The organism is Streptomyces sp. NPDC043685, from assembly GCF_056436585.1.
This window is the reverse complement of sequence record NZ_JBWKCH010000001.1, coordinates 152939-177575: the sequence shown is the minus strand read 5'-3', so window position 1 is coordinate 177575 and position 24637 is coordinate 152939. Positions and strand designations below refer to the sequence as shown.

The following is a 24637-nucleotide window of genomic DNA, read 5'->3' as shown; positions in this document are numbered from 1 at the left end:
GTCATGGCCGGACGAGGCAAGCACCGTCGCCCCAGAACCAACCCGCTGACCCGCGGCTTCATCGCCGTCGGCACCGGAGGAGCCGCACTCACCCTCCCGCTCCTCGGCGCCGCCCAGGCGAGCGCCGCCGAGCCCCAGAGCGCCCCCGTCGCCGCACAGTCCGCGCCCCGCGCGGCCCAGCCCGCCACGTCGCTCACGTACACCGTGGTCAAGGGCGACTCGCTGGCCCGCATCGCGGACAAGTACGACGTCCGGGGCGGCTGGAAGCGGCTCTACAAGGACAACCGCGCCGCCGTCGGCGACAACCCGAAGCTGATCCACCCGGGTCTGAAGCTGACGGTGAAGACCACCAAGGCGAAGGCCGCGAAGAAGACGGCCACCCCGTCGTCCGCCCCCGCCAAGCCGGCCGCGAAGCCCGCCACGGGCGTCGCCCAGGCCACCCAGGCGTCGGCCAAGACCTACGCGAACAACCTGGACGGCTGGATCCGCGAGGCGCTGGACATCATGGCGCAGAAGGGCATCCCCGGGTCCTACGACGGCATCTACCGCAACATCATGCGCGAGTCGTCCGGCAACCCGCTGGCGATCAACAACTGGGACTCGAACGCCGCGGCGGGCACCCCGTCCAAGGGCCTGCTCCAGGTCATCGACCCGACGTTCGCCGCCTACCACGTGGACGGCACCTCCTTCGACCCGTTCGACCCGGTCGCCAACATCACCGCGGCCTGCAACTACGCGGCCGACCGCTACGGCTCGATCGACAACGTCAACGGACCGTACTGAGCCGCCCCGCCCAGCAGTCGCTCGAGGACGACGGCGATGCCGTCGTCCTCGTTCGACAGGGTGACCTCGTCGGCCACGGCCTTGAGTTCGGGATGGGCGTTCGCCATCGCGACGCCGTGGCCGGCCCAGTCGAACATCGGGATGTCGTTGGGCATGTCGCCGAAGGCGATGGTGTCCGCCGGACGCAGCCCCAGATGCTCGGCCGCCAGCGCCAGGCCCGTCGCCTTGGTGATCCCGCACGGCTGGAGCTCCACCGTGCCGGGCCCCGACATCGTCACCGTCGCCAGCGAACCCACCACCGAGCGGGCCGTCGCCGCCAACGCGTCGTCCGACAGGTGCGGATGGCGCAGCAGCACCTTGCTGATGGGCTCGCCCCACAGGTCGTCACGCCGTTCGACCCGCACCGCGGGCAGGGTCGGGTGCGGCATGAGATAGCCCGGCTCGATCAGCGTGAGCCCGTCGACCCCGTCCTGGTCGACCGCCGCGTACACCTGCCCCACCTCGGCCTCGATCTTGCCGAGGGCGGTCTCGGCCAGCTCCCGGTCCAGCGTGATGGACCACAGCAGCCGGTCCGCGCCGGCGTCGTACACCTGCGCGCCCTGCCCGCAGACCGCGAGCCCCGTGCAGCCGAGGTCGTCCAGCAGCGGCCGCACTCTCGGCGCCGGCCGGCCCGTCACCACGAGGTGCTGGGCACCGGCGTCCGCCACCCGCGCGAGCACGGCGAGGGACCGTTCGGAGAGGGTGTCGTCGCCGCGCAGCAACGTCCCGTCCAGATCGGTGGCGATGAGTGAATATGCGAGGGGTGCGGCCATGATCAGAGAATACGGACAACGCGGCCCTTCGTTTCATCGCACAGGGGACGCCGATTGCCCGGTTGAAGGCCTCTGCACCGGTTGGCAACAACATGCTCCGCTACCTACCCGAGAGGCCGCATAGAGCGGTACCTTCCATGTGTCCAGGGGGGACTTGATCGGGGGGTCAGGTTGAGCAGTGGGCGCATTCGCGTGGCGGGGGCCGGGGAGCTCGGTGAAGGGGAGAAGGAGCGCTGGCGTGCGCTGCGCGCGGCCTCCGGGGCACCGCGCAACCCCTTCATGGAACCGGAGTTCACCGAAGCCGTCGGCCGGGTCAGGCCGGGGGCCCGGGTCGCCGTGGTGTACGAGGGGCTGGAGCCGGCCGGCTTCCTGCCCCATGAGCGGGGCCCGTTGGGGCAGGGCCGGGCGATCGGGTTCGGCGTCTCGGACGCCCAGGGCGCGATCCTGCGGCCGGGCCTGGACCTGGAGACGGGTGAACTGCTGAGGGCCTGCTCGGTGTCGAGCTTCGCCTTCGACAATCTGGAGGCCGAGCAGCGGCTGTTCGTCCGGTACGCGGCCGAGGAGTACGCCACCTACGTCATCGACGTGGAGAAGGGCTACGAGGCCTACGAGTCGGTGCTGCGCGCGCAGTCGCCGAAGTTCCTGAAGACCACCCTGGCCAAGGAGCGCAGGCTGGGCCGGCAGGCCGGTGAGCTGCGGTTCGTCTTCGACGAACGCGACCCGGCCGCCCTGCGCACGCTGATGGAGTGGAAGTCGGCGCAGTACCGCAGGACCGGCCGCCGCGACCGGTTCGCCCAGGAGTGGATCACCCGGCTCGTCGGGCAGCTGGCCCGGACCCGGGCGCCGGAGTGCAGCGGCACGCTGTCCGTGCTGTACGCGGGTGAGCGGCCGGTCGCCGCGCACTTCGGGCTGCGTTCGGCCTCGGTGCTGGCCTGCTGGTTCCCGGCCTACGACCCGGAGTTCGCGAAGTTCTCGCCGGGGCTGGTGCTGCATCTGCGCATGGCCGAGGCGGCGGCTGCCGAGGGGGTGGGCATGCTCGACCTGGGGCGGGGCGCGGCCGAGTACAAGGACGCGCTCAAGACGGGCGAACTGCCCGTTTACGAGGGTGCGGTGACGCGGCCGGGGGCGGGCGCGGCGCTGTACTGGCTGGGCCGCGAGCCGGCGCGCCGCGCGCACAGCTTCGTCCGCGGCAGGCCGCGGCTCGCGGCGCTGGCCGCGCGGACGCTGAAGGGCGTGGCTCGGCTGCGCCGTACCTGACACACAAGGGGGGTGGGCGCATGGCCCGTTCGGCGCGTGCGCAGGAGGAGATACGGCGGTTCCTCGACATCGGGGCGGTCCAGGTCGCCGAGCTGGACCTCGACGGCGACGAGGCGGTGCTCAGACCCGGCCCGGGCAGTCCGCCCGTGACACACGGGGAGGTGTTCGTGCTGGTCAGGAGGTCCGGTCGGCCGGTGGGCACCCTGCTCGGGCGGGTGCCGCAGGGGGCGGATCCGAAGGCCGTGCTGGCGGGGCGGGCGCGAGCGGAGTGCGGGCCCGCCGTCTTCGGCGAACCCGGCGAGCCACCGTTCACCACGGTCGTCGTCGCGACCCGGGAGCGGGCCGGGCAGCTGGCCCGGGCGCTGGACTCGCTGCTGGCGCAGGACCATCCGCGGTTCGAGATCGTCGTCGTCGACAACGCGCCCGTCACGGACGAGACGCGCCGGCTGATCGAGACGAAGTACGCCGAGCGCGTGCGCTACGTCCGTGAGTCCGTTCCGGGGCTCGCGGCCGCCCACAACGCCGGGCTGGAGGCCGTGCGCGGCGAGGTGGTCGCCTTCACGGACGACGACGTGGTCGCCGACCCGCGCTGGCTGACCGAGCTGACCGCGCCCTTCACCGCCGACCCCGGGCTCGGGTGCAGCACCGGCCTGATCCTGCCCGCGCGGCTGACCACTCCGGCCCAGGTGCTGCTGGAGAGCCACGGCGGCTTCGCCAAAGGCTTCACTCCAAGGACGTACGACCCGGCGCACCCGCCGGGCGACGAGCCGCTGTTCCCGTTCACGGCGGGACGGTTCGGCTCGGGCGCGAACATGGCGTTCCGCACGGCGGTCCTGCGTTCCGTGGGCGGTTTCGACCCGGCCACCGGTGCCGGGACGGCCGCCCGGGGCGGGGACGACCTCTACGGCTTCGTCCGCGTCCTGGCGCAGGGCCACCGGCTGCGCTACACGCCGTACGCCCTGGTGTGGCACCACCACCGGGAGACCTGGCGGGACCTGGAGACCCAGGCGTACGGCTACGGCGCCGGACTCACGGCGTACCTCACCGCGGTGCTGGTGAACCGGCCCGCGCTGCTGCCGGCCTTCCTGGCGAGGCTGCCCCGCGGCCTCGCCCACGCGCGCGCGCTGACGGCCGCGCGCGGGGCCGGGGCGGCGGACGGCGCGGGCACACCGGGTGATCACGACGTGCGGACCCACCCCTGGCCCGGGCGGCTGTCGCGGTTGCAGCGCCGGGGGATGGCGTACGGGCCGGTGGGCTATCTGAAGGCGCGGCGGGCGCTGCGCGCGGCGGCGCGTGAGAAGACGGCTCGGGGGGCGGGATGAGGACGGACGGCAGAGGCCGGGACGGGCGGGGCGGGCAGGACGGCGAGGGGCCGATACGGCCGTCGGCCACCCCAGCCGTCCCCGTCTTCCTGTATCACTGCGTGATGGACGATCCGCCGGACTGGATCGCCGAGTTCACGGTCACGCCGAAGCAGTTCGCCGCGCATCTCGACGCCGTGGTCCGCAGCGGCCGCACACCCGTCACCATCAGCGCGATCGCCGACCACCTGGCCGGCCGGGCGCCGCTGCCACCCCGGCCCGTGCTGCTCACCTTCGACGACGGGTTCGCCGATCTGCCCGGCCCGACCGCCGAGGCGCTGGCCGAGCGCGCGCTGCCCGCCACCGCCTATCTCACCACCGGAGCCCTCGCCCCGGGCGGCCGCTGTCTGCTGCCGCCCGCCCCGATGATGACCCTGGCCCGGGCGGCGGAGCTGGAACGTTCCGGCATGGAGATAGGCAGCCACACCGTCACCCACGCGCAGCTCGACACCCTGCCGGCCAAGGCCCTCGCGTACGAACTGCGCACCTCCAAGGCCGTGCTGGAGGACGCCCTCGGGCACGAGATTCGGCACCTCGCCTACCCGCACGGCTACAACAGCCCCCGCGTACGGGCCATGTCGGCCCGGGCCGGCTACGAGACGGCCACCGCCGTGCGGCACGCGCTCAGCTCCAAGCGCGACGAGCGGTACCGCATCGCCCGGCTCATCGTCCGGCGCACCCACACCGTCGCCGACGTCGAGGGCTGGCTGGCGGGGTCGGGCGCGCGGGTCGCGCCGTACCGCGACGGGCCGAGGACGATCGGGTGGCGCTGGTACCGGCGGGCCCGTGCGGTGGTGCGCGGGCCCGAGTTCGCGGGCTGACCCCGCCAGGTGAGGGCGGCTACTTCAGCGGCTGGTTGAGGTACGGGTCGGCGACCGCCTCGCGCAGGCTGTCCCAGGCCGCGTCGTTCGCCAGCGCCAGGTTGCAGTGCGGTCCGGGGTCGCGGTAGTTCCACTGGAGGGCGGCCTTGACGCCGTCCAGGTCCTTGAGCACCCCGGGCACCTGCGCGTACCACTCGGCCTGCCGCCGGGGGCGGTCGCCATCCGCGGCGGTGCCGAACTCGGAGAGCATCAGCGGCTTGTCGTCGGAGAGGTGCGCGCGGATCCAGTCGTGCGTGGCGTGCTGCGTCTGCGCGAAGGTCAGCCAGCCCGCGTCGTGGCAGCGGTAGTAGTTGTACTGGTTGTAGCCGATCCAGTCGACGTAGTCGTCGCCCGGGTACATCCGCTTCATCTCGTCGGCGTGGTCGAGGTAGCCGGTGGTGATCCACGTCCACACCACGTTGTCGACGCCCAGGGCGCGGAAGCGGTCGTGGATGTGCCGGTAGGCCTGCACGTAGTCGGCGGGCGTGCCGCTGGCCGGGGTGCGGGTGTCCATCTCCAGGTCGAAGGAGAGGAACACCTTCTTGCCGTAGTCCTTGACGCGGCGGGCCTGGACGTCGATGACCTTCTCGTCCAGCTCGCCGGCCGCGATCTGCTTCCAGGTCGGCTGCTGCCGCTGCGTGCCGCCCCACCACTTGCTCTCCCAGGAGAGCAGCAGCAGGTGGTCCTCGCCGACGCGCCGCTCCTCCGGGGTGAGCAACTGGCCCTCGCGCCGGGTGCCGGAGGGCAGGGACATGTCGTGGTACGTGTACACGATGTCGAGTGCGCGGCCCACGCGCTCCTCGTAGGCGCGGACCTTCTCGGGCAGGTCGTCGCGCTCGTGCGGCACGAACGCGCCGAACCAGGCGCCGCAGGGCGGCTCCAGCAGGGCCGTGGGGCGGCAGTCCGCCTTGGAACCGGCCGCTCCCCGCTCCTGCGGTCCCGAGGCGTCCCGCAGGGCGAGCACGGCGACCAGGACCGCGCTGACGACCGTGGCGGACGTGATCAGCAGTCGGCGCCGGCTCGATGCCAACGGGCCGGCGGTCCGCGCCTCGTGCGGCTCCTTCCGGTGCTGTCCCGCGGTCGTGCCCGGTGTGCGGCGGTGGGGGCGGTGGGGGCGGTTGAACCTCACTGAGTGGAACCCTTCGGTGTCCTCGTCGTGTCCGGCGGCGGGGAGGCGCGCAGCGGCGGGCAGAACGCGGCGAGTGTGGTCAGCAGCGTCAGCGTCAGCAGCACCCGCTGCGCGCTGAAGGTGTGCGTGGCGATGAGCACGGTCGCGACGAGCATCACCGCGCCGATGCTCAGGAACAGCGTCAGCATCAGCCGCTCCAGCAGGTCGGAGTGGCGGGCGAAGTCCGCGTCCCGGCGCTCCACCGGCCCTTCGGCGGGCCGGGCCCCCAGGGCGGGTGCGCAGACTCTGACCGCGGCCGCGCCCGGACCGGCCGCCAGGAAGAGCACGACCGCGGCGCCCCGCAGCGGCGAACCGCCGGGCAGGGCGAGCGCGGCCAGTGCCAGCCAGCCGCCGAACGGGGGCAGCATCCGGACCACGAGCTCCTGCGGTGTCATCGCCGCACTCCCCCCGACTGCTTCAGCACGTAGAGCCATCCGGCGCCGTTCTTCGCCACCAGCCGGAACCGGGGCGAGGCGGCGACGGACTTCTGGATGCGGTCGAGCTGCGCCCGGTCGAGCTGCCCGTTCATCTCGGAGTTGGCCAACTGCCCTTGCGTGAGCAGGAAGTAGGCCCGGCCGGGTGGCTCCACCCCGGCCATGTCCCGCGCGAGGGTGGTGGCCGGGCTCCTGACGATCTCGTCGACGTGGCTGCGGCCGTCGTCGAGGAACCAGTAGTGGTCGACGCTCCAGTAGGAGGCGTACGCGTCCGGGTAGTTGCGGTTGGCGGCCACGACCAGCGAGCCGTCGGGCGCCTGGTCGAAGAGCTGCCGTACGAGGGCCACTTCCCCCGGCGGGAAGTAGTTGATGCGGTCCTTGCCGGAGTAGGCCGGGACGAACGCCAGGGTGCCGCCGAGCAGCGCGGCCAGCGGCACCCAGGTGCCGACGCCGCCCCGCCGGCGGGCCGTGGCGGAACCGGTGGGCTGCCGGCCGCCCGCCTCCTGCGCGGCGGCGTCGGCGGCCAGGGTGCGGACTTCGGGCAGCAGTGCCGCCGCGGCGAAGAAGGCGGCGCCGGGCAGCATGAACAGCAGCACCCGGAAGATCATCTCGCTGCCGTAGCTGCTCGCCGCGAACATCGGCAGCGGGGCCGCCGCGATCAGCAGCAGGGGCCGGGCGCGGTGGCGCAGCACCCGCTGGCGCAGCACGCCCACGGCCGCGAGCAGCAGTACGGTGCCGGACAGCAGCCGGGCCGCCCAGGAGGTCGCGATCGCTCCGGTGCCGGTCGGGGTGGCGCCGTAGCCCGTCTCGACGTTGGCGCCGACGTCGCCGATGGAGCGGATCATGTCCGGCATCGCCGCGGACAGGAAGGGCAGCGCGGCCGTCAGACACCAGGCCAGGAAGATGACGACGGTCGTGACCACCGGCACCCAGTCGCGGTAGCGGCGGCTCAGGCACAGGGCGAGCAGACAGACGACCAGCATGCCCGGGGTGAGCTGGTGGGAGATGACGATCGCCACGATCATGACGGTGATCACCACCGTCCACACGGCCTGCCGCGGCCGGCCGCGCCCCACGGCGGACCGGCCGAAGCGGCGCAGCACCACGGCGAGGACGCCCACGTGCAGCGCGTAGGCCACGGACTGGGGGGAGAAGTAGTCCTGCCCGACCCAGTTGGCGACGTAGAAGAGCCAGACCGCGGTCCAGATCAGCCGCCGGTCCTCGGTGAAGGTGCGGTAGATCAGCAGCAGCGGGAGCAGTAGCATCAGGCTGGAGGCCAGGGGCCACCAGGCCATGAACATCGCCGCCGAGTCCACGCCCAGCAGCCGCTGGAGGGCGGCCTGGGCCGCGAAGAACCCCGGCCACTGGTCGTACACCGCCATGTCGCCGACCTGATCGGCCGTCTGAAGGCCGCCCGCGGTCAGCAGATGGTCGATGACCGCCTCGTGCTTCCACGCCCAGGCGTACAGCGGGGTCGGGTAGAGCACGGCCTGGGTGGCCCGCTCCATCACCAGCAGACCGAGCACGTACGCCGCCGACCAGGCACCCGGGCGGCGCGCGTCGCGGACCGTGAACCAGAAGCCGGTGGTGAGCACCGCGAGCCCGGCCCAGAAGGCCGGGTGCAGCGCGCTGACCAGCCCGTAGTCGTCGAGCCGTGAGACGTCGGTGTGCCGCACGGCGTACGCCCACAGCGCGAGCGCGAGACCCAGCGGGACGGCGGGCCGGGCGATCGCGCCGCGCCCGGACCAGGCGGGAGCCAGGTCGGACAGATCCCTGACGGGCTCGCGGGCGGGACGCGACGACTCCGAGGAGGACGGGCTGGAGGACTGGCTGGCCCTCTCGGGGCCGCTGCCGGGGGTGTTCGCGCCGCCCCGCGCGGGTGTGGGTTCCGGCGTGGCTCTCTCCCTCGGTGTGACTGGCGGACGCACGGTGGTTCCCCCCTGGCGGTTGCTCTCTTCGGCTCTGCTCGGCCCTGTCCGGGCCAGGGCTCGGTCGGTCTCGGCTTCGGGTGTGATCAGTAGCGGGGCCGGTCGTTCGGTGGTGCGCCGGCCGTTCGGCCGGCGGGGGGACCTGTCGGGGCTGTGGTGCGGGAGCGCGTCCACGCCGACGCGGCGCGCTGGAGCGGCAGGAGCAGCAGGAGGGCGGCGAGCAGGGGCGGCGCGAGGGGTGCGAGCGCGTCGCGCCACACCCAGCCGCCGACCGCGACGAGATACAGAACCCCCCAGCGCCCCGGCCACGGCAGCCGGCCGCCCGCGCTCGCGAGCAGCAGGCCCAACGGGACGAGACACAGCAGCTGGCAGACCGGCGGCGCCCAGCGCAGCAGCGGCTCGGGGCCGTCGAGCCCCACCGCGTCCGCAAGGAAACCGGCCGTCCTGTCGTAGAACGCCCCGTCGACCGGCCGCGGTTCCCGCCCGAGGGCGAGGGGTGCGGCGTACAGGGCGAGCAGGGCGGCGCCCAGTGCCGTGCCCGGCAGCCACGGGTCGCGCCGGGTGCTCAGGGTGACGGCGGCGACGAACACCACGAGCAGCAGGCCGCCCGCGGTGAGCGACGGCAGCGGCATGCCCTCCAGCAGCCGGCGTCCGGTGAGCGCCGCTTCTGAGGCCCCGGCGGGCCGGGGCAGGTCCCGCAGCGGTGCGAAGAAGAACACCACCGCGACGGCGAGCAGGCTCCACAGGGCCCCTCTCAGCCGCCGCTCCCACGGCTCCTGGTCCGGTTCCCGGGACGCGTGTTCCCGGGACTCGTGGGGCGGGGGTTCCCCGGTCGGTCCCTCCGGGCGCACGATCAGTGCCAGCGTGTCCGCCTGCAACGCCTCCCGCTCGTACCCCGGGCGCCCGATGAACAGCGTCACCGTGTCCTGGTCGCCGCCCTCGGGCCGGTAGGCGGCCCGGCGGGCCCAGGTCGTGCCGTATCCGGCGGTGGCGTTGAGTTTCGCCCAGCGGGTGCCGTAGGGGAGGTCGGCGGGCGGGCGGACGGCGGGCGCGCTGTCGTGGGGGCGCAGGGCCTTGCGCAGCCCTGCCGCGGCGACGACCGCGATCAGCGTCATGCTCAGCAGCACCGCCCAGCCGGCGCCGGCGATCCCCGACGGGGTGAACAGCACGGCCGCACTGCCCAGCACCAGGGCGCACATGGCTCCTTGGAGCGCGGCCAGCACACCGGTGCGCCCCTGAACGCGCAGCACGCCGATGTACAGCTCCACCACGACCCGCGGCAGGGCGCCGAGGGCGAGCAGCCGCAGCACGGTCGAGCCGTGCTCGGCGTAGTCCGGACTGAAGGGCGTGAGGATCTGCGGGGCGAAGACGACCAGCACGGCCACGACCGGGACCAGCAGCAGCGTCATGCGCCGCAGGGCGCCCCGGACGCCGTCGGCGAGCTGGCGCGGGTCGTGCGAGGCGTGCGCGGTGAGCGACGAGGCCATGTTGATGGCCATGAACTCCATCGTGCCGCCGACGGTGTAGGCCACGTAGAAGTAGCCGTTCTCGGCGGCGCTGAAGCGGACCGCGACCATCACCGGCAGCAGGTTGATCATCGCCAGGCTGAACAGCGCGCCGAGCGAGTCCCCGGCCAGGAAGCGGCCCATGTCCCTGATCTTCGGGGGCTCCTTGTCGCGGTCGGCCTCCGCCTGGCGCGGGATCAGCCGGCGGAAGATCAGCCAGCCCAGCGGCAGGGTGGAGAAGGCGATCGCGACCGCCCAGGAGACGAAGATGCCGAGGACGGGGAGGGTGCCGGCGAAGACGGCCAGGAGGGCCAGCTTCCCGACCGAGAACACCGCGTTCCCGGCGGGCACCCACTCCGCCTTGCGCAGCCCGGTGAGCACTCCGTCCTGGAGGGTGAGCAGGGCCCAGGCGACGCACGCCGCGACGAACACCGCCCCCGCCATGGGAGTGCCCAGAGGCGCGTAGGAGGCCCCCCACTCGTCGAGCGTGAGCAGGAAGACGGCGGCGGCGAGCGCCACGACCAGCGAACTGGCCGCGTAGGTGCCCCAGACCAGGCGCCCGGTCTCCCGGCCGGCCCGCGGCACGAAGCGGACGACGGCGCCGATCATCGTCGTCGCCGTGATGCTGGCGAGCAGCCGCATCGCGGCGATCGCGGCCGACCCCTGGCCGACGGCCTCCTCCGTGTAGTAGCGGGCGGCCACCAGCCAGAAGCCCAGGCCCAGCACGGCGGAGACGCCGGTGCTGAGCATGAGGAAGTAGGCGTTCTTGAACAGCGAGTCGTGGGTGTGGTCGCGGTCGGCAGGCTTCGGCCCGCCGTCGTCGGTGCGCGCGGCGGCGGGCTCGTGCACCTGGATCTCAGCCACGGGACTGTCCCAGCCCTCCCGGTGCCGGCGTGTTCCCGGACCGCTCCCCCGGGGCCCGGACCGGTCGCGCCCCGGACCGCTCCAGCACCTCGATCACCGTCCGCGCCCGCAGCGGGTCCACGGGCAGCGCGTGCCGCGCGAACCAGCGCGCCGCCTCGGGAGCCGGTGAGGGGTCGGTGAACTCCGCGCCGGCGTAGTCGTCCAGCGGCGGGTCGTAGAGGTAGCCGACGACGACGCCCTGCCGTGCCAGCGCCGCGATCGCCGCGTCCCGGTCCGCCACGAACAGCGGGACGCGGAACAGCGGCTGCGTCCCGTGGCCGTCACGCGGCTTGGCCCAGGGCGTGGACAGCAGCAGTTCCGTGCCCGCCCGGCAGGCGTCCAGCACCGCGTCCAGCCGGTCGAGCCTGTGGCCGATGCGCCGCAGCCGCAGCCGGCCGGACGCCAGGCGGTAGTCGTGCATGTCGACGCGCACCCACGGGTGGTGGGCGTCGAGTCCGGGCGTCCGGCGGGCGGCGAGGGCGAGTTCGTCCGGGCGCAGCGGCATGCGGATCTCCTCGCGGTCCGCGAGGCCCAGCAGCCGGATCGCTGCCCAAGCGGCCCGCCGCAACCGCAGCCCGCGCACCGCGGCCTCCGCGTACGGCCGGACCAGATAGGTGAGTTCGGCGCTCGTGCGGCGCGGTGCGAGCAGACCGGCGCAGGTCTCCTCCACCGCCTCGCGCAGCCCCGGGTCGGCGAGTGAGAGCACGCCTCCGGCCTTGGCCCCGACGTGCTTGGACAGGCTGAACACGGAGGCCTCACCCCAGGCCCCGACCGGCCGGTCCCCCACCCGGCTGCCGATCGCGTGCGCCGCGTCCTCGAAGAGCGGGATCCCCAGCGCGTCGCACTTGCGTCTGAGGCGCGGCGCCGGGTCGGGATTGCCGTACAGGTTCGTGGTGAGCACGGCCGAGACCGAGCCCCACACCTCGTCCGGCACGGCATCGACGTCGATGGACGCGTCGAGCGGGTTCAACGGCGCCTGCACCGGGCGCAGTCCGGCCGCGAGCACGACGAAGAAGATCACGTCGTCGTTGACCGGTGACATCAGCACCCGCCCGCCGGGCGGGCACCAGTGGCGCAGCGCCACGTACAGCCCGAAACGGCACGACGGTACGTACACACATTCCCGGTCGAGCCGGACGCGCATGGTCTCTTCCAGCCGCTTCGGCTGTGCGCCATGCCGCACCGGACCCGGACCGGCCTCCCCTTTGGCCATCCGCCCCCCAGATGTGCCGTGGGAAAGCCCCCTCCCCGAGGCCTTCCGGCACCCGCCCAGAGTCGCCCCGTTCGCACCGCTCCGTCAAGATTGCGTCGCGTCCTGTGGATAACTTCCGGCACGTACGCATACGGCGTCCCGTCCGGTGCGCCGGAGCCGCCCCGCCCGGTCCCACCCGGGCCACCTGCCCCGTTCGCCCCTCTGCGCCTCCTCAGGCCCTGCCCAGGACCGTCGTGTCACCCGTAACGTGTGGCACGACCACGAATGCGTGGTGACGACACGGCACACCCGAAAGCGAGGCAGCACCCGATGCCCCCCTTCGATGTCCCCGAGGGCGACCCCTTCGGCCCGCACAACCTGCCGTACGGCGTGTTCTCCCTCCCCGGCTCGTCCCACCGGACCGTGGGCGTCCGGCTCGGCGACCACGTGCTGGACGCGGGCGCCGCGGCCCACGCGCTCGGCTCGCCGTACGCCTCCCTGCTCGCGCGGCCCACCCTCAACCCACTGCTCGCCGCGGGGCGCACGGCCTGGTCCGACGTGCGCCGGGCGCTCACCGCCTGGGTGACCGTGCCGTCCCACCGGGAGACGCTCGCACCCCTGTTCCACCCACTGTCGTCGGTGACCCTGCACCTGCCCTTCGAGGTCGCGGACTACGTCGACTTCTACGCTTCCGAGAACCACGCCCGGAACGTAGGCCAGATCTTCCGGCCCGACGCGGAGGACTCCCTCACCCCCAACTGGAAGCACCTGCCCATCGGTTACCACGGCCGCTCCGGCACGGTCGTCGTCTCCGGCACGGAGATCGCACGCCCCTCCGGCCAGCGCAAGGCGCCCACCGACGCCGCTCCCGTCTTCGGCCCGTCCGTCCGGCTGGACATCGAGGCCGAGGTCGGTTTCGTCGTCGGCGTGCCCTCCCGGATGGGCGCGCCGGTGGCCCTCGGCGACTTCCGCGAGCACGTGTTCGGGTTGTGCCTCCTCAACGACTGGTCCGCCCGCGACATCCAGGCCTGGGAGTACGTCCCCCTCGGCCCGTTCCTCGGCAAGTCCTTCGCCACGTCGGTGTCGGCGTGGATCACCCCGCTGGACGCCCTGGAGGAGGCGCTCGTGGCGCCTCCGGCCAGGACGCACCAGCTGCTGCCCTACCTGGACGACAGCGACGAGGAGCCCGGCGGCTACGACCTAAGGATCAGCGTCGCCGTCAACGGCCACGTCGTCTCCGAGCCCCCCTTCTCCACCATGTACTGGACGGCCGCCCAGCAGCTGGCCCACATGACCGTCAACGGCGCCTCCCTGCGCACCGGCGACCTCTACGGCTCCGGCACGGTCAGCGGCCCCGCGGAAGGGGAGCGCGGTTCTCTGCTGGAGCTGACCTGGAACGGCCGCGAGCCGCTCGAACTCCCCGACGGCAAGCGGACGTTCCTGGAGGACGGCGACGAGGTCACCCTCTCGGCCTGGGCGCCCGGGCCGCACGGTGCGCGGGTGGGTCTGGGCGAGGTGACGGGGCGGGTGGTCCAGGGCTGACGCCGCCCCGCCGGGAGCCGCCCGGCAGCCGTCCCTCCGGCCCCTTCTGTTGCCTTCGAGCCCCTGACGCACACCGCCCGGCCCGTCATACTGGGCAGGGCGGTGTGCGCGCACCTCCACCACGCTCGTCGTGGTCGCCGGTGCGCACGGCGACCGCCCTCCTGCGCACGACCCGTAGCCGCCCCTCTTCCTGCGAGGAACCGGAGCCCGTGGCCATGACCGTCTGCCTGCTCCTGCTGAGCGTCGTCGCCGTGACGGCCGCCTTCCCCGTTCCCCGTGCGCTGACCAGGGCCGCGTGGCCCGAGCGGGAACCGGTGGTCGCGCTGTGGGTGTGGCAGTGCCTGGTCGCCACGGTCCTGCTGTGCTGCGTGGCGGCGCTCTCCCTGGGCGGCGCGGCCGTCTTCGGCACGGTCCGCGCCCAGCTCTTCGCACCGGCGCCGCCGGCGGTGACCGCCGCGTACGACCTGTCCGCCGCGCCGCCGTGGGCCGCCGGCCTCACCCTGCTGCTGGCCTGCGGCGCGGCCTGGACGACCGCGATGCTCGCGCGTGAACTCGTCGAGGCGCGCCGCCGCCGCGCCCAGGCCCGCGCCCACCTGCGCGAACGCGCCCCCGACCTGCCGGCCGGTCTGCCCGCCGCGAAGGGCCCGCTGCTGGTCCTGGAGGACGAGTATCCGGACGCCTGGTGGATGCCCGGCAGCCCGCCCCAGCTGATCGTCACCACGGGCGCGCTGCACCGCCTCACCGGCCACCAGCTCGACGCCGTCCTCACCCACGAGCGGGGCCACGCCCGGGCCCGCCACGACTGGCTGCTGCACCTGTCCACGGCCCTCGCCACCGGCTTCCCGCGCGTCCCGCTGTTCGCCCACTTCTGCGACCAGACCCACCGCCTGGTCGAACTGGCCGCCGACGACACGGCCTCCCGCCGCTGCGGCCACCTGACCACGGCCCTGGCGCTGATCGAGCTCAACCAGCACCGCGGCGTGCTGTCCTGCGCCTCCAGCCACCGTCTGCTCGGCGAACGGGTCGACCGGCTCCTCGAACCGCCGCCCCGGCTGGACCGGCGGCACCGCGCCCTGACCACCACCACGGCCGCGCTCGTCCCGCTGCTGCCCCTGCTGATCGCCTTCGCCCCGGGGCTGACGGCACTGTCGTAGCCGCAACCGCCGGGGGTGGGCGGTGGCCGGAGCGGCACCGGCCGGACAGGGGGCGGTGGCCGGAGCGGCACCGGCCGGACAACGGGCTGTCGAAGGCCGCACCCGGCCGGGCGGTCGGTGGCGGATGTGGTCACACGCCGGGCAAAAGGCCAGCTCGCTCGTCGAACGCGTCACATTCGGGGTGGCGCAACATTCCCGCAACACCACTTTTCCTATCGGATAGGTATGGTCCGAGCCATGCCCAGTGACCGCATCCGAGACCACGCCGGACAGGGAGCCGCGACCACCGTCGCCGCCCACCGCGCGCGGCGACGGCTGCGCGCCGACCGGGCCCGGCAACTGGCCGATCCGCTCCGCCGGCTGCTGCTCACCGGCGCCTTCCCCGACGGCGTCCTCCCCCACGAGTCGACCCTCGCCACCGAGTACGGCGCCAGCCGCAACACGGTCCGCGAGGCACTCGACCTGCTGCGGGCCGAGGGCCTCGTGGAACGCCAGCCCGGCGTCGGCACCGTGGTCGTGGCCCACAAGTACCCCCACGGCCTCGACCGGTTGATGGGCCTCGCGGAAACCCTTCGCGAACACGGACAGGTCACCAACGAGGTCCGCACCATGGGCCCCGCACCCGCACCCGCGCCGGTCGCCGACCGCCTCCGGCTCGCGCCCGGCACGGACGTCCTCTACATCGAGCGTCTGCGCAGGCTGGGTGGTCTGCCCCTGTCCCTCGACCTCACCTACATCCCCCTGGACATCGGTACCGAGCTGCTCGGCGCCGATCTGGAGAACAACGACGTCTTCCGCCTCCTGGAAGCCGCCACCGGCCGGCGCCTCGGCCACGCCGAGATCACCCTGGAAGCGGTCAGCGCGGACACCCACTCGGCCGCCGTGCTCGAGGCCCCGCGCGGCGCCGCCGTCCTCATGCTGGAACGCCTCACCCACCTCGCGGACGGCCGCCCGGTCGACCTGGAGTTCATCCGTTTCCGCGGCGACCGCATCACCATGAGCGGCCTGCTGCACCGGACCCGGTAACCACCCCGCTCGCGCACATCCCTGGAGACAGCCATGCCCTTGGCGCCCCAGCGGGCCGACGTGCCCGTGACCATCGACGAGTCGAAGTGCATCGACGGCTGCACGCTGTGCGTGGACATGTGCCCGCTGGACTCCCTCGCCATCGACGAGCGCAACGGGAAGGCGTACATGCATGTCGACGAGTGCTGGTACTGCGGCCCCTGCGCGGCGCGCTGCCCCACCGGAGCCGTCACGGTCAACATGCCCTATCTGCTCCGGTGAGAGGCCCGAATCGTCATGTCCCGAACCACTATCGAACGTACAGCCGTCGCGCTCTCCGCCGTCGTCCTCCTGCTTCCGCTCAGCGCCTGCGGCGGTGACGCCGAGGCGGGCGGCGGCTCCACGGTCACCGTCACCGTCGGCTACCAGTCCAGGACGATCAACACCGTCACCGCGGGCACCCTGCTCCGCTCCCTCGGCGCCTTCGAGAAGCAGCTGAACTCCCTGCACGACGGCGTCCACTACAAGGTGGACTGGCAGGACTACGCCACCGGCGCCCCCATCACCGCCCAGATGACCGCCGGGAAGATCGACATCGGCTCGATGGGCGACTTCCCGCTGCTCATCAACGCCGCCCGCGGCAAGCAGCTCAACAACCCCACCCACCTGGTGTCGGTCACCGGCTACAACCTGCGCGGCGGCCTCAACACCATCGTCACCGCCCCGGATTCGAAGCTGACCTCCCTGAAGGACCTCAAGGGCAGGAAGGTCTCCACCAGCGTCGGCTCGGCCGCGGACGGCACCCTCGTACGGGCCTTGCAGCGGGCCGGCATCGACCCCGGCAGCGGCATCGAGAAGCTCAACCAGCAGCCCTCCGTCGGTGCCTCCGCCCTCGCGGCGGGCAGCACGGACGCGCTGTCGCAGTTCGTCGCCTGGCCGGGCCTGCTCGCCTTCCAGGGCAAGGCGAAGGCGATCTACGACGGCGCCCGGCTGAACCTGCCCACCTTCCACGGCGTCACCGCCCGCGAGGGCTTCGCCAAGCGGCACCCGGCCGTCCTGGAGGCGTTCCTGAAGGCCCAGGCGCAGGCGACCGACTACCTGAACGAGCACCCGGTGGACGCCGCCGAGAAGGTCGCGAAGGCGACCGGCCTGCCCGCCGAGGTCGTCTACCTCTACAACGGCGATCACGGCATCGCCACCTTCGACCCGGCCATCAAGCCCCGGCTGGTGTCCGCGCTGAAGCAGGACGTGTCGATCCTGAAGTCGGCCAAGCTGACCGGGGACGTGGACGTCGACTCCTTCGTCGACGACCGGTACGTGAAGAAGGCCCTCGGGCCGGCGGCGTACGCCAAGCACCTCGCCACCGAGCCCGCACCGGCCGCGAGCGAGGTCTGGCTCAAGGGCGCCTCGAAGACCGTCACCTTCACCTCCCCCTCCCTGCTGCTGCGTTACGTGGCCGAGCACCGCGACGCCGTGCGGGCCGCCTACGTCCCCGACACCACCACCGGCACGCTCTGGTTCGCCGACAAGGCGGTGTGGGTGGCCGACGGCGGCAAGCTGCTGCCCTTCGTCACCCCCGACACCGCGCGGGCCTACATCGCGGGCCACGGCGGAGCGCGGCTCGTCCCGTACGGCGACGCTCTGGAGCGGGCGTCGTGAAGCGGTACGCGCTCCGCGCGGTGTCGCTGGCCACCGCGCTGGGGCTGTGGCAGGTGGTGACCAGCCTGAACGTCGATCTGTGGCTGCGCTTCTCGCAGTTCCCGACGGTCACCGACGTGGCCGGGACCTTTGCGGCCCGGGTGTCGGGGCCGGACTACTGGACGGACCTCACCGACAGCCTCGTCCGGATCCTCACCGGCTTCCTGCTGGCCGCCGTCCTCGGCGTGGCGACGGGCGTGCTCGTGGCGCGCTCGCGGCTCGCCGAGGATTTGCTCGGCCCGGTGCTGGAGGTGATCCGCCCGATCCCGGCCATCGCCCTGGTGCCCGTCGCGATCCTGCTGTTCCCCTCCAACGAGCAGGGCATCGTCTTCATCACCTGCACCGCCGCCTTCTTCCCCGTGCTGGTCTCCACCCGGCACGCGGTGCGCGCCCTGACGCCGGTGTGGGAGGAGGCGGTGCGCACGATGGGCGGCGGCCGATGGCGGATCCTCGGCTCCGTCGTCCTGCCGGGCGCGCTGCCCGGCGTGTTCGGCGGTCTGTCCGTCGGCATCGGCGTCTCGTGGATCTGTGTGATCTCCGCCGAGATGATCTCCGGCCAGTACGGGGTCGGCTACCGCACCTGGCAGGACTACACCGTCGTCGACTACCCCGGCGTGTTCGTCGGCATGGTCACCATCGGCGTCCTCGGCTGGCTCACCTCCACCGCCGTGGAACTCCTGGGCCGCCGCCTGACCCGCTGGCTGCCGCGCACCGCGTACGCCCCCGGCGCCCGGCCGCCCCGGCCCGACCGGTCCGTGAAGCCCGCGCCGGCCGCCCCCGCCGTCCCCGCCGCCGTCCCCGGCGATGCCCGATCCGAGGAGGCCCGCGATGAGCACCTCGTCTGAGACCGTCCCGGACGCCTCGCCCGGGACGAGCCCGAACAGCCCGGCCCGGCCCGGCCACGGCTCCCGCGAGGCCGCCGCCACCACCGGCGCCCCTGACCGCGGCACCCGCCTCACCCTCACCGGTGCCTCCCTCGGGCGGCCCGGCGCGACAGCCCTGGACGGCGTCGGCTTGGACATCGCCCCCGGCGAAATCCTCACCGTCGTCGGCCCCTCGGGCTGCGGCAAGTCGACGCTGCTGCGCACCCTGGCCGGTCTGCTGCCGCCGCTCACGGGCGAGATCACCCAGGACGGCCGGCCGCTGACCGGTCCCTCGGCCGACCGCGCCCTGGTCTTCCAGGAGGACGCTCTGCTCCCCTGGCGCACCCTGCGCGCCAATGTCGAACTGCCCCTCGCCATCCGCGGCGTGCCCCGCGCCGAGCGCCGGGAGCAGGCCCAGGCCTGGCTGGAGCGGGTCGGCCTCGGCTCCCAGGCACGGCAGTTGCCGCACCGGGTCTCCGGCGGGCAGCGCCAGCGCGTCCAGCTCGCCCGCGCCCTGGCCGGGCGCCCGCGCGCCGTCCTGATGGACGAGCCGTTCGGCGCGCTCGACGCGCAGACCCGCGCGGGCATGCAGGACCTGCTGGTGGAGGTCCTGCGGGGCACGGGCGCCACCGTCGTCTTCGTCACCCACGACGTGGACGAGGCCCTGTTCCTCGGCGACCGCGTGGCCCTGCTCGGCGCGGGCGGCCTCCTCGCCGTCCGGGACATCCCCCGCCCGCGCGAGCGCGGCGCGCTCGACGACCCGGCGCGCGTGGCCCTGCGGCGCGACGTCCTCACCTCGCTCGGTACGTGAAAGGCACCCCGGTGACCACCTCCGTGAACCCCCCTGCGGACACCCCCCTGGCCGTCCCCTCGCTCGCCGACGCCGAGGAACTCACCTGCGACGTCCTCGTCATCGGCGGCGGCACCGCAGGCACCATGGCCGCCCTGACCGCCGCCGAGCACGGCGCGAACGTGCTGCTGCTGGAGAAGGCCCACGTGCGCCACTCCGGCGCCCTCGCCATGGGCATGGACGGCGTCAACAACGCCGTCATCCCGGGCCGGGCCGAACCCGACGACTACGTAGCCGAGATCACCCGCGCCAACGACGGCATCGTGGACCAGTCCACCGTCCGCCAGACCGCCACCCGCGGTTTCGGCATGGTGCAGCGGCTGGAGTCCTACGGCGTGAAGTTCGAGAAGGACGAGCACGGCGACTACGCCGTCCGCCAGGTGCACCGCTCCGGCTCCTACGTGCTGCCGATGCCGGAGGGCAAGGACGTCAAGAAGGTGCTCTACCGGCAGCTGCGGCGGCGCGAGATGCGCGAGCGGATCCGCATCGAGAACCGGGTCATGCCGGTGCGTGTCCTCACCGCCGGGGGCCGGGCCGTGGGAGCGGCCGGCTTCAACACCCGCACCGGGCAGTTCGTCCAGGTGCGGGCGGGCGCGGTGATCCTGGCGACCGGCGCCTGCGGCCGCCTCGGCCTGCCCGCCTCCGGCTACCTCTACGGCACCTACGAGAACCCCACCAACGCGGGCGACGGCTACGCCATGGCCTACCACGCGGGTGCCGAACTCACCGGCATCGAGTGCTTCCAGATCAACCCGCTGATCAAGGACTACAACGGCCCCGCCTGCGCCTACGTCGCCAACCCCTTCGGGGGCTACCAGGTCAACCGGCACGGCGAACGCTTCGTCGACTCCGACTACTGGTCGGGCCAGATGATGGCCGAGTTCGCCGCCGAGGTGGCGTCCGACCGGGGCCCCGTCTACCTGAAGCTGAGCCACCTCCCCGAGGAGTCCGTCTCGGCCCTGGAGACGATCCTGCACTCCACCGAGCGGCCCACCCGCGGCACCTTCCACTCCGGGCGCGGCCACGACTACCGCACCCACGACATCGAGATGCACATCTCCGAGATCGGCCTGTGCGGCGGCCACTCCGCCTCCGGCGTCCGCGTCGACGACCACGCCCGCACCACCGTGCCCCGGCTGTACGCGGCCGGTGACCTGGCCTGCGTGCCGCACAACTACATGATCGGCGCGTTCGTCTTCGGCGACCTCGCGGGAGCGGACGCGTCCCAATACTCGGCGTACGAGGGGGAGTTGCCGGGCGACCAGCTCCGCGAGGCGCACGAGCTGATCTACCGTCCGCTGCGCAACCCCGACGGCCCGCCGCAGCCCCAGGTCGAGTACAAGCTGCGCCGCTTCGTGAACGACTACGTGGCCCCGCCCAAGTCCGGCGCCCGGCTGTCGCTGGCGCTGGAGGCCTTCGAGCGGATGCGCACCGACATCGCCGAGATGGGCGCCCGCACCCCGCACGAGCTGATGCGCTGCGCCGAGGTCACCTTCATCCGTGACTGCGCGGAGATGGCCGCGCGCTCCTCCCTGGCCCGCACGGAGTCCCGCTGGGGCCTCTACCACGACCGTCTCGACCACCCCCGGCGCGACGACGCGTCCTGGTTCCACCACCTCGATCTGCACAAGTCCCCCTCTGGTGCGATGGAGTTCACGGCCCGGCCCGTGGCTCCCTATCTCGTTCCGGTCGACGGTTTCGACCCCGTCGGCGGTCCCTCCCGTGCTCTCGGCGAGGTGCATGCCGAGGATGTGGCCACGGCCGGGTCGCGGGACGTGGCGCCGGTCGCCTCGGCCGTGGGAACGCCGGTGCCGGAGCCCACATCGGCCCCCTCGGCCCCGGTCACCGCGCCGTCCGGTGAGCAGTCCTCCACCCGCCTGCTCGAACTCGTCGCCCTGGCCGAGGAGGAGCCCGAACTCGACGCCCTGCTCCCCTATCTGACGGACCCGGTGTCCGCCGTCCGCCGTGAGGCCGTCGCCGTGCTCACCGAGACGCTGCCGCCGGGGACGGGCACCGCCCTCGCCGCCGCCCTGCGCGACAGCCACGCCGAGGTGCGTGCCGCAGCCGCCGCGTCCCTGCGTGAGCTCGTCGAGACGCTCCCGGCCGAGCCCGACCTGCGCGACGGCCTCGCCGCCGCCCTGGCCGAGCCGGACCCCGTGGTCCGCGCCGCGGCACTGGACGTCCTGCGCGCCCTGCGCCTCGGAGACGCGGCCCTGTTCGCGCCCTCCCTCGCCGACTCCGACATCGCCGTCCGCATAGAGGCCGTCCGCGCCCTGGTGTCGGTCGACGCCGCCCGTGAACTGGCCGGCGCGGCGGTCACCGACCCCTCCCGCGAGGTCCGGGTCGCCATCGCCAAGGGCCTCGCCACGGTGAGCGCGCAGCGGCCGACCGCCCGGGGACCGGCTACGGCGGATGCCGAACAGCCGACCGCCGAGGACCGGACCACGCCGGGTGCCGAACAGCCGACCGCCCAGGGACCGGCCACGCCGGATGGCGAACAGCCCACCGTCCAGGACCCGGCCACGCCGGATGCCGAACAGCCCACCGCCGAGGACCCGGCCACGCCGGATGCCGAACAGCCGGCGGATGACGCCCCGGTCGGCCCCGATGCCGCCACCGCCGCCATCGAGGCGGCCCTCACCGGCCTCCTCGACGACCCCGACGCTCTGGTGCGGGCAGCGACCTACGGAGCGCTGGGCACCACCGGCTGCCCGGAGCCCCTCACCGCACGCGCGGTGGCGGCCCTGGCCGAACAGGCCTGGCAGGTCCGGGCCGGAGCCGCCACGGCCCTGTCCGTCGCCGACCCCGAGGTGGCCGTCCCGGCCCTCGCCAAGGCCCTCGCGGACCCCAACGCCGATGTCCGCAAGGCCGCCGTCCTGGCGCTGACCCGGCACCGCGCCACCGAGGAGGCCCGGGCGGCCCTCGCCACGGCGACGACCGACTCCGACGCGGATGTCAGGGCGTACGCGGGCCGGGCGTTGTGACCGGCCCGGCTCCCGGATCCCTGTGACCCCGGCCGGAGCCCGGCCTCATATCCAGTCGTCGGGCTCCGGCTCCTCGTCCATCTCCGGCCAGTGGTCCGGCTCGCCCGCGTCCTGACCGGAGCTGTGAGCAGGGGCCTGGGCCGGAGCCGGGTCCGCTGCCGGAGCCGACCGCGCCGGTCCGCCCAGCGAGGCGAGCACCTCCAGCACACCCTCGCCGTACGTCGCCAGCTTCTTCTCGCCGACTCCGCTGATCCCGCCGAGCTCCCCCACCGAGGCCGGCCACGCCAGGGCGATCTCCCGGAGTGTGGCGTCGTGGAAGATCACATACGCCGGGACGCCCTGCTCACGAGCCTGCTCGGCACGCCAGGCGCGCAGCGCCTCGAAGGCGGGCAGCAGCTCCTCGGGGAGCTCGGCGGCGACTGTCTTGCCCTTGCGCTCGCCCCGCCCGGAGCCCGTGGACGAGGCACCCGACCGGGAGGTCACCGGCTTCTTGGGCTCCTTGCGCAGCGGCACGTCCCGCTCGCGCCGCAGCACCGCACCGCTGGCCTCGGTCAGCACCAGCGTGCCGTAGTCGCCCTCCACCGCGAGCAGCCCCTGCGCGAGCAACTGCCGTATGACGCCGCGCCATTCGCCCTCGGTGAGCTCCTCGCCGATGCCGAACACGGACAGCTGGTCGTGGTCGAACTGGATGACCTTGGCGGTGCGCTTGCCCAGCAGGATGTCGACGATCTGCACCGCCCCGAACTTCTGCCCGCGCTCGCGCTGCAACCGGACCACCGTCGACAGCGCCTTCTGTGCCGCGATGGTGCCGTCCCAGGTCTCCGGCGGGGTGAGGCAGGTGTCGCAGTTGCCGCAGCCGGCCGGGTCCGGGTCCTGGCCGAAGTAGGCCAGGAGCTGCCCCCGGCGGCACTGGGCCGTCTCGCACAGCGCCAGCATCGAGTCCAGATGGGCCTGGGCCCGGCGACGGAAGGCCTCGTCACCCTCACCGGACTGGATCAGCTTGCGCTGCTGGATGACGTCGTTCAGTCCGTAGGCCATCCAGGCCGTGGACGGCAGCCCGTCGCGACCGGCCCGGCCCGTCTCCTGGTAGTAGCCCTCGACCGACTTGGGCAGGTCGAGGTGGGCGACGAAGCGGACGTCCGGCTTGTCGATGCCCATGCCGAAGGCGATGGTCGCCACCACGACCAGGCCGTCCTCCCGCAGGAACCGGGACTGGTGGGCCGCGCGGGTGCCCGCGTCCAGGCCCGCGTGGTACGGCACCGCCTCGACGCCGTTGCGGTTGAGGAACTCGGCGGTCTTCTCCACCGAGTTGCGCGACAGGCAGTAGACGATGCCCGCGTCGCCGGCGTGCTCCTCGCGCAGGAAGCTCAGCAACTGCTTCTTGGGGTCGGCCTTGGGCACGATCCGGTACTGGATGTTGGGCCGGTCGAAGCTCGCCACGAAGTGCCGGGCCGTCGGCATGTTCAGCCGCTGGGTGATCTCCTGGTGCGTCGCGTGCGTGGCCGTCGCCGTGAGCGCGATCCGCGGCACGTCCGGCCAGCGCTCGCCGAGCAGGGACAGCGCGAGGTAGTCGGGCCGGAAGTCGTGGCCCCACTGGGAGACGCAGTGCGCCTCGTCGATCGCGAAGACGGCGATCTTGCCACGGGAGAGCAGCTCGAGCGTGCTCTCCAGCCGCAGCCGCTCCGGCGCCAGGTAGAGCAGGTCCAGCTCACCGGCGAGGAACTCGGCCTCGACCGTCCGCCGCTCGTCGAAGTCCTGCGTGGAGTTCATGAATCCGGCGCGCACGCCCAGGGCCCGCAGTGCGTCCACCTGGTCCTGCATCAGGGCGATGAGCGGGGAGACGACCACGCCCGTACCGGGCCTGACCAGGGACGGGATCTGGTAGCACAGCGACTTGCCGCCGCCGGTCGGCATGAGCACGACGGCGTCGCCGCCGGCCACGACATGGTCGATGACGGCTTCCTGCTCGCCGCGGAAGGCCTCATAGCCGAAGACCCGGTGCAGCGTGACGAGCGCCTCGCTCGCGTCGGCACCGAGGGGCCCGGCGGAGTCACTGCCCGCACCGGCCACGGTTGTGGTGCCGGACCCGCTCTCGGCCCCGGTCACCGCGTCCCGTTCCGTCATCACACCCGTACCGCCCGTCGCGCCCATCGTCGTGTCCCCCGTGTGTCGCGCCTCGACCACTGCGTCCACCATAGGCGCCCGCACCGACAGCCCCGGAGTTGTCCACAGGTCCCGCCCGATGGAGAGGGAGCCCATACAAACGTTCGACATGGCCCCGGCGGGCAGCCCTCCGCCCCGGACACGCCGCGGGACCCGGCTCCCGAAGGAGACCGGG

Annotated in this window: 19 protein-coding genes; 12 read left to right on the top strand and 7 right to left on the bottom strand. The window is 73.4% G+C overall.

Translation table 11 applies throughout. The features are described 5' to 3' along the window. The first annotated feature begins 3 nt into the window (after positions 1 to 3). Complete coding sequence (locus tag AC0665_RS00850) at positions 4 to 783, top strand: transglycosylase SLT domain-containing protein (protein WP_478704191.1); 780 nt, start codon at positions 4 to 6, stop codon at positions 781 to 783. Here AC0665_RS00850 and AC0665_RS00845 read toward each other — a convergent pair. Beyond that, positions 747 to 1595: an HAD family hydrolase gene (locus tag AC0665_RS00845; protein WP_363120995.1), complete on the bottom strand. Its 849-nt coding sequence runs from the start codon at positions 1593 to 1595 to the stop codon at positions 747 to 749. The genes AC0665_RS00850 and AC0665_RS00845 overlap by 37 nt on opposite strands. A 171-nt stretch (positions 1596 to 1766) precedes the next feature. Here AC0665_RS00845 and AC0665_RS00840 point away from each other — a divergent pair, with 171 nt between their 5' ends. From AC0665_RS00840 to AC0665_RS00830, 3 genes are all read left to right on the top strand, one after another. After that, positions 1767 to 2852 (top strand): GNAT family N-acetyltransferase, encoded by a 1086-nt coding sequence (locus AC0665_RS00840; protein WP_478704190.1) that lies wholly within the window; start codon positions 1767 to 1769, stop codon positions 2850 to 2852. 20 nt (positions 2853 to 2872) lie between these two features. Next, positions 2873 to 4174 (top strand): glycosyltransferase family 2 protein, encoded by a 1302-nt coding sequence (locus AC0665_RS00835; protein ID WP_478704189.1) that lies wholly within the window; start codon positions 2873 to 2875, stop codon positions 4172 to 4174. Between the two features lie 104 nt (positions 4175 to 4278). Further along, entirely contained in the window at positions 4279 to 5034 is a 756-nt protein-coding gene (locus AC0665_RS00830; protein WP_478704188.1) for a polysaccharide deacetylase family protein, read from the top strand. 19 nt (positions 5035 to 5053) lie between these two features. On the opposite strand, the gene AC0665_RS00825 is transcribed toward AC0665_RS00830, so the two are convergent. The 5 genes from AC0665_RS00825 to AC0665_RS00805 form a co-directional block, all read right to left on the bottom strand. Continuing rightward, a complete protein-coding gene (locus tag AC0665_RS00825; RefSeq protein ID WP_478704187.1) occupies positions 5054 to 6202 on the bottom strand; it encodes a glycoside hydrolase family 26 protein in 1149 nt (382 codons plus the stop codon). Then, positions 6199 to 6636, bottom strand: a complete 438-nt coding sequence (locus AC0665_RS00820; protein ID WP_468406524.1) for a hypothetical protein — start codon at positions 6634 to 6636, stop codon at positions 6199 to 6201. Before AC0665_RS00820 ends, AC0665_RS00825 begins: the two co-directional genes overlap by 4 nt. Beyond that, entirely contained in the window at positions 6633 to 8603 is a 1971-nt protein-coding gene (locus AC0665_RS00815; protein WP_478704186.1) for a glycosyltransferase, read from the bottom strand. Before AC0665_RS00815 ends, AC0665_RS00820 begins: the two co-directional genes overlap by 4 nt. Before the next feature lie 86 nt (positions 8604 to 8689). Next, positions 8690 to 10972, bottom strand: coding sequence for a lipopolysaccharide biosynthesis protein (locus AC0665_RS00810; RefSeq protein ID WP_478704185.1), 2283 nt, complete (start codon positions 10970 to 10972; stop codon positions 8690 to 8692). After that, complete coding sequence (locus AC0665_RS00805; protein ID WP_478704184.1) at positions 10965 to 12224, bottom strand: DegT/DnrJ/EryC1/StrS family aminotransferase; 1260 nt, start codon at positions 12222 to 12224, stop codon at positions 10965 to 10967. Before AC0665_RS00805 ends, AC0665_RS00810 begins: the two co-directional genes overlap by 8 nt. 309 nt (positions 12225 to 12533) lie before the next feature. On the opposite strand from AC0665_RS00805, the gene fahA reads away from it, so the two are divergent. From fahA to AC0665_RS00765, 8 genes are all read left to right on the top strand, one after another. Beyond that, a complete protein-coding gene (gene fahA, locus AC0665_RS00800) occupies positions 12534 to 13745 on the top strand; it encodes a fumarylacetoacetase (RefSeq protein ID WP_468406516.1) in 1212 nt (403 codons plus the stop codon). Between the two features lie 215 nt (positions 13746 to 13960). Beyond that, positions 13961 to 14899 carry a M56 family metallopeptidase gene (locus tag AC0665_RS00795; RefSeq protein WP_478704423.1) on the top strand — a complete coding sequence of 313 codons (939 nt, stop codon included), beginning with the start codon at positions 13961 to 13963 and terminating at the stop codon, positions 14897 to 14899. A 237-nt stretch (positions 14900 to 15136) separates the two neighbouring features. Next, on the top strand, positions 15137 to 15925 hold the full coding sequence (locus AC0665_RS00790; protein WP_363120985.1) for a GntR family transcriptional regulator: 789 nt from the start codon (positions 15137 to 15139) through the stop codon (positions 15923 to 15925). 33 nt (positions 15926 to 15958) lie between these two features. After that, a complete protein-coding gene (locus AC0665_RS00785) occupies positions 15959 to 16186 on the top strand; it encodes a 4Fe-4S dicluster domain-containing protein (protein ID WP_003992261.1) in 228 nt (75 codons plus the stop codon). Between the two features lie 15 nt (positions 16187 to 16201). Further along, positions 16202 to 17563, top strand: coding sequence for an ABC transporter substrate-binding protein (locus AC0665_RS00780; protein ID WP_478704183.1), 1362 nt, complete (start codon positions 16202 to 16204; stop codon positions 17561 to 17563). Beyond that, positions 17560 to 18447, top strand: a complete 888-nt coding sequence (locus AC0665_RS00775) for an ABC transporter permease (RefSeq protein ID WP_478605299.1) — start codon at positions 17560 to 17562, stop codon at positions 18445 to 18447. The genes AC0665_RS00780 and AC0665_RS00775 overlap by 4 nt, the downstream gene beginning before the upstream one ends. After that, positions 18431 to 19276 (top strand): ABC transporter ATP-binding protein, encoded by an 846-nt coding sequence (locus AC0665_RS00770; RefSeq protein ID WP_478704182.1) that lies wholly within the window; start codon positions 18431 to 18433, stop codon positions 19274 to 19276. The genes AC0665_RS00775 and AC0665_RS00770 overlap by 17 nt, the downstream gene beginning before the upstream one ends. Before the next feature lie 11 nt (positions 19277 to 19287). Further along, the gene (locus AC0665_RS00765; RefSeq protein WP_478704181.1) at positions 19288 to 22299 is read left to right on the top strand and encodes a fumarate reductase/succinate dehydrogenase flavoprotein subunit; all 3012 of its coding nucleotides are present in this window, start codon (positions 19288 to 19290) and stop codon (positions 22297 to 22299) included. Between the two features lie 45 nt (positions 22300 to 22344). Here AC0665_RS00765 and recQ read toward each other — a convergent pair whose 3' ends face one another. Next, positions 22345 to 24423, bottom strand: coding sequence for a DNA helicase RecQ (gene recQ / locus AC0665_RS00760; protein WP_478605402.1), 2079 nt, complete (start codon positions 24421 to 24423; stop codon positions 22345 to 22347). Positions 24424 to 24637: the final 214 nt, after the last annotated feature.

What these genes read in the sequence shown, in the direction of transcription:
- AC0665_RS00850 (WP_478704191.1), top strand. Translation starts at nt 4, where the DNA reads ATGGCCGGACGAGGCAAGCACCGTCGCCCCAGAACCAACCCGCTGACC.
- AC0665_RS00845 (WP_363120995.1), bottom strand. Translation starts at nt 1,595, where the DNA reads ATGGCCGCACCCCTCGCATATTCACTCATCGCCACCGATCTGGACGGG.
- AC0665_RS00835 (WP_478704189.1), top strand. Translation starts at nt 2,873, where the DNA reads ATGGCCCGTTCGGCGCGTGCGCAGGAGGAGATACGGCGGTTCCTCGAC.
- AC0665_RS00830 (WP_478704188.1), top strand. Translation starts at nt 4,279, where the DNA reads ATGGACGATCCGCCGGACTGGATCGCCGAGTTCACGGTCACGCCGAAG.
- AC0665_RS00820 (WP_468406524.1), bottom strand. Translation starts at nt 6,636, where the DNA reads ATGACACCGCAGGAGCTCGTGGTCCGGATGCTGCCCCCGTTCGGCGGC.
- AC0665_RS00805 (WP_478704184.1), bottom strand. Translation starts at nt 12,224, where the DNA reads ATGGCCAAAGGGGAGGCCGGTCCGGGTCCGGTGCGGCATGGCGCACAG.
- fahA (WP_468406516.1), top strand. Translation starts at nt 12,534, where the DNA reads ATGCCCCCCTTCGATGTCCCCGAGGGCGACCCCTTCGGCCCGCACAAC.
- AC0665_RS00795 (WP_478704423.1), top strand. Translation starts at nt 13,961, where the DNA reads ATGACCGTCTGCCTGCTCCTGCTGAGCGTCGTCGCCGTGACGGCCGCC.
- AC0665_RS00790 (WP_363120985.1), top strand. Translation starts at nt 15,137, where the DNA reads ATGCCCAGTGACCGCATCCGAGACCACGCCGGACAGGGAGCCGCGACC.
- AC0665_RS00785 (WP_003992261.1), top strand. Translation starts at nt 15,959, where the DNA reads ATGCCCTTGGCGCCCCAGCGGGCCGACGTGCCCGTGACCATCGACGAG.
- AC0665_RS00780 (WP_478704183.1), top strand. Translation starts at nt 16,202, where the DNA reads ATGTCCCGAACCACTATCGAACGTACAGCCGTCGCGCTCTCCGCCGTC.
- AC0665_RS00770 (WP_478704182.1), top strand. Translation starts at nt 18,431, where the DNA reads ATGAGCACCTCGTCTGAGACCGTCCCGGACGCCTCGCCCGGGACGAGC.
- recQ (WP_478605402.1), bottom strand. Translation starts at nt 24,423, where the DNA reads ATGACGGAACGGGACGCGGTGACCGGGGCCGAGAGCGGGTCCGGCACC.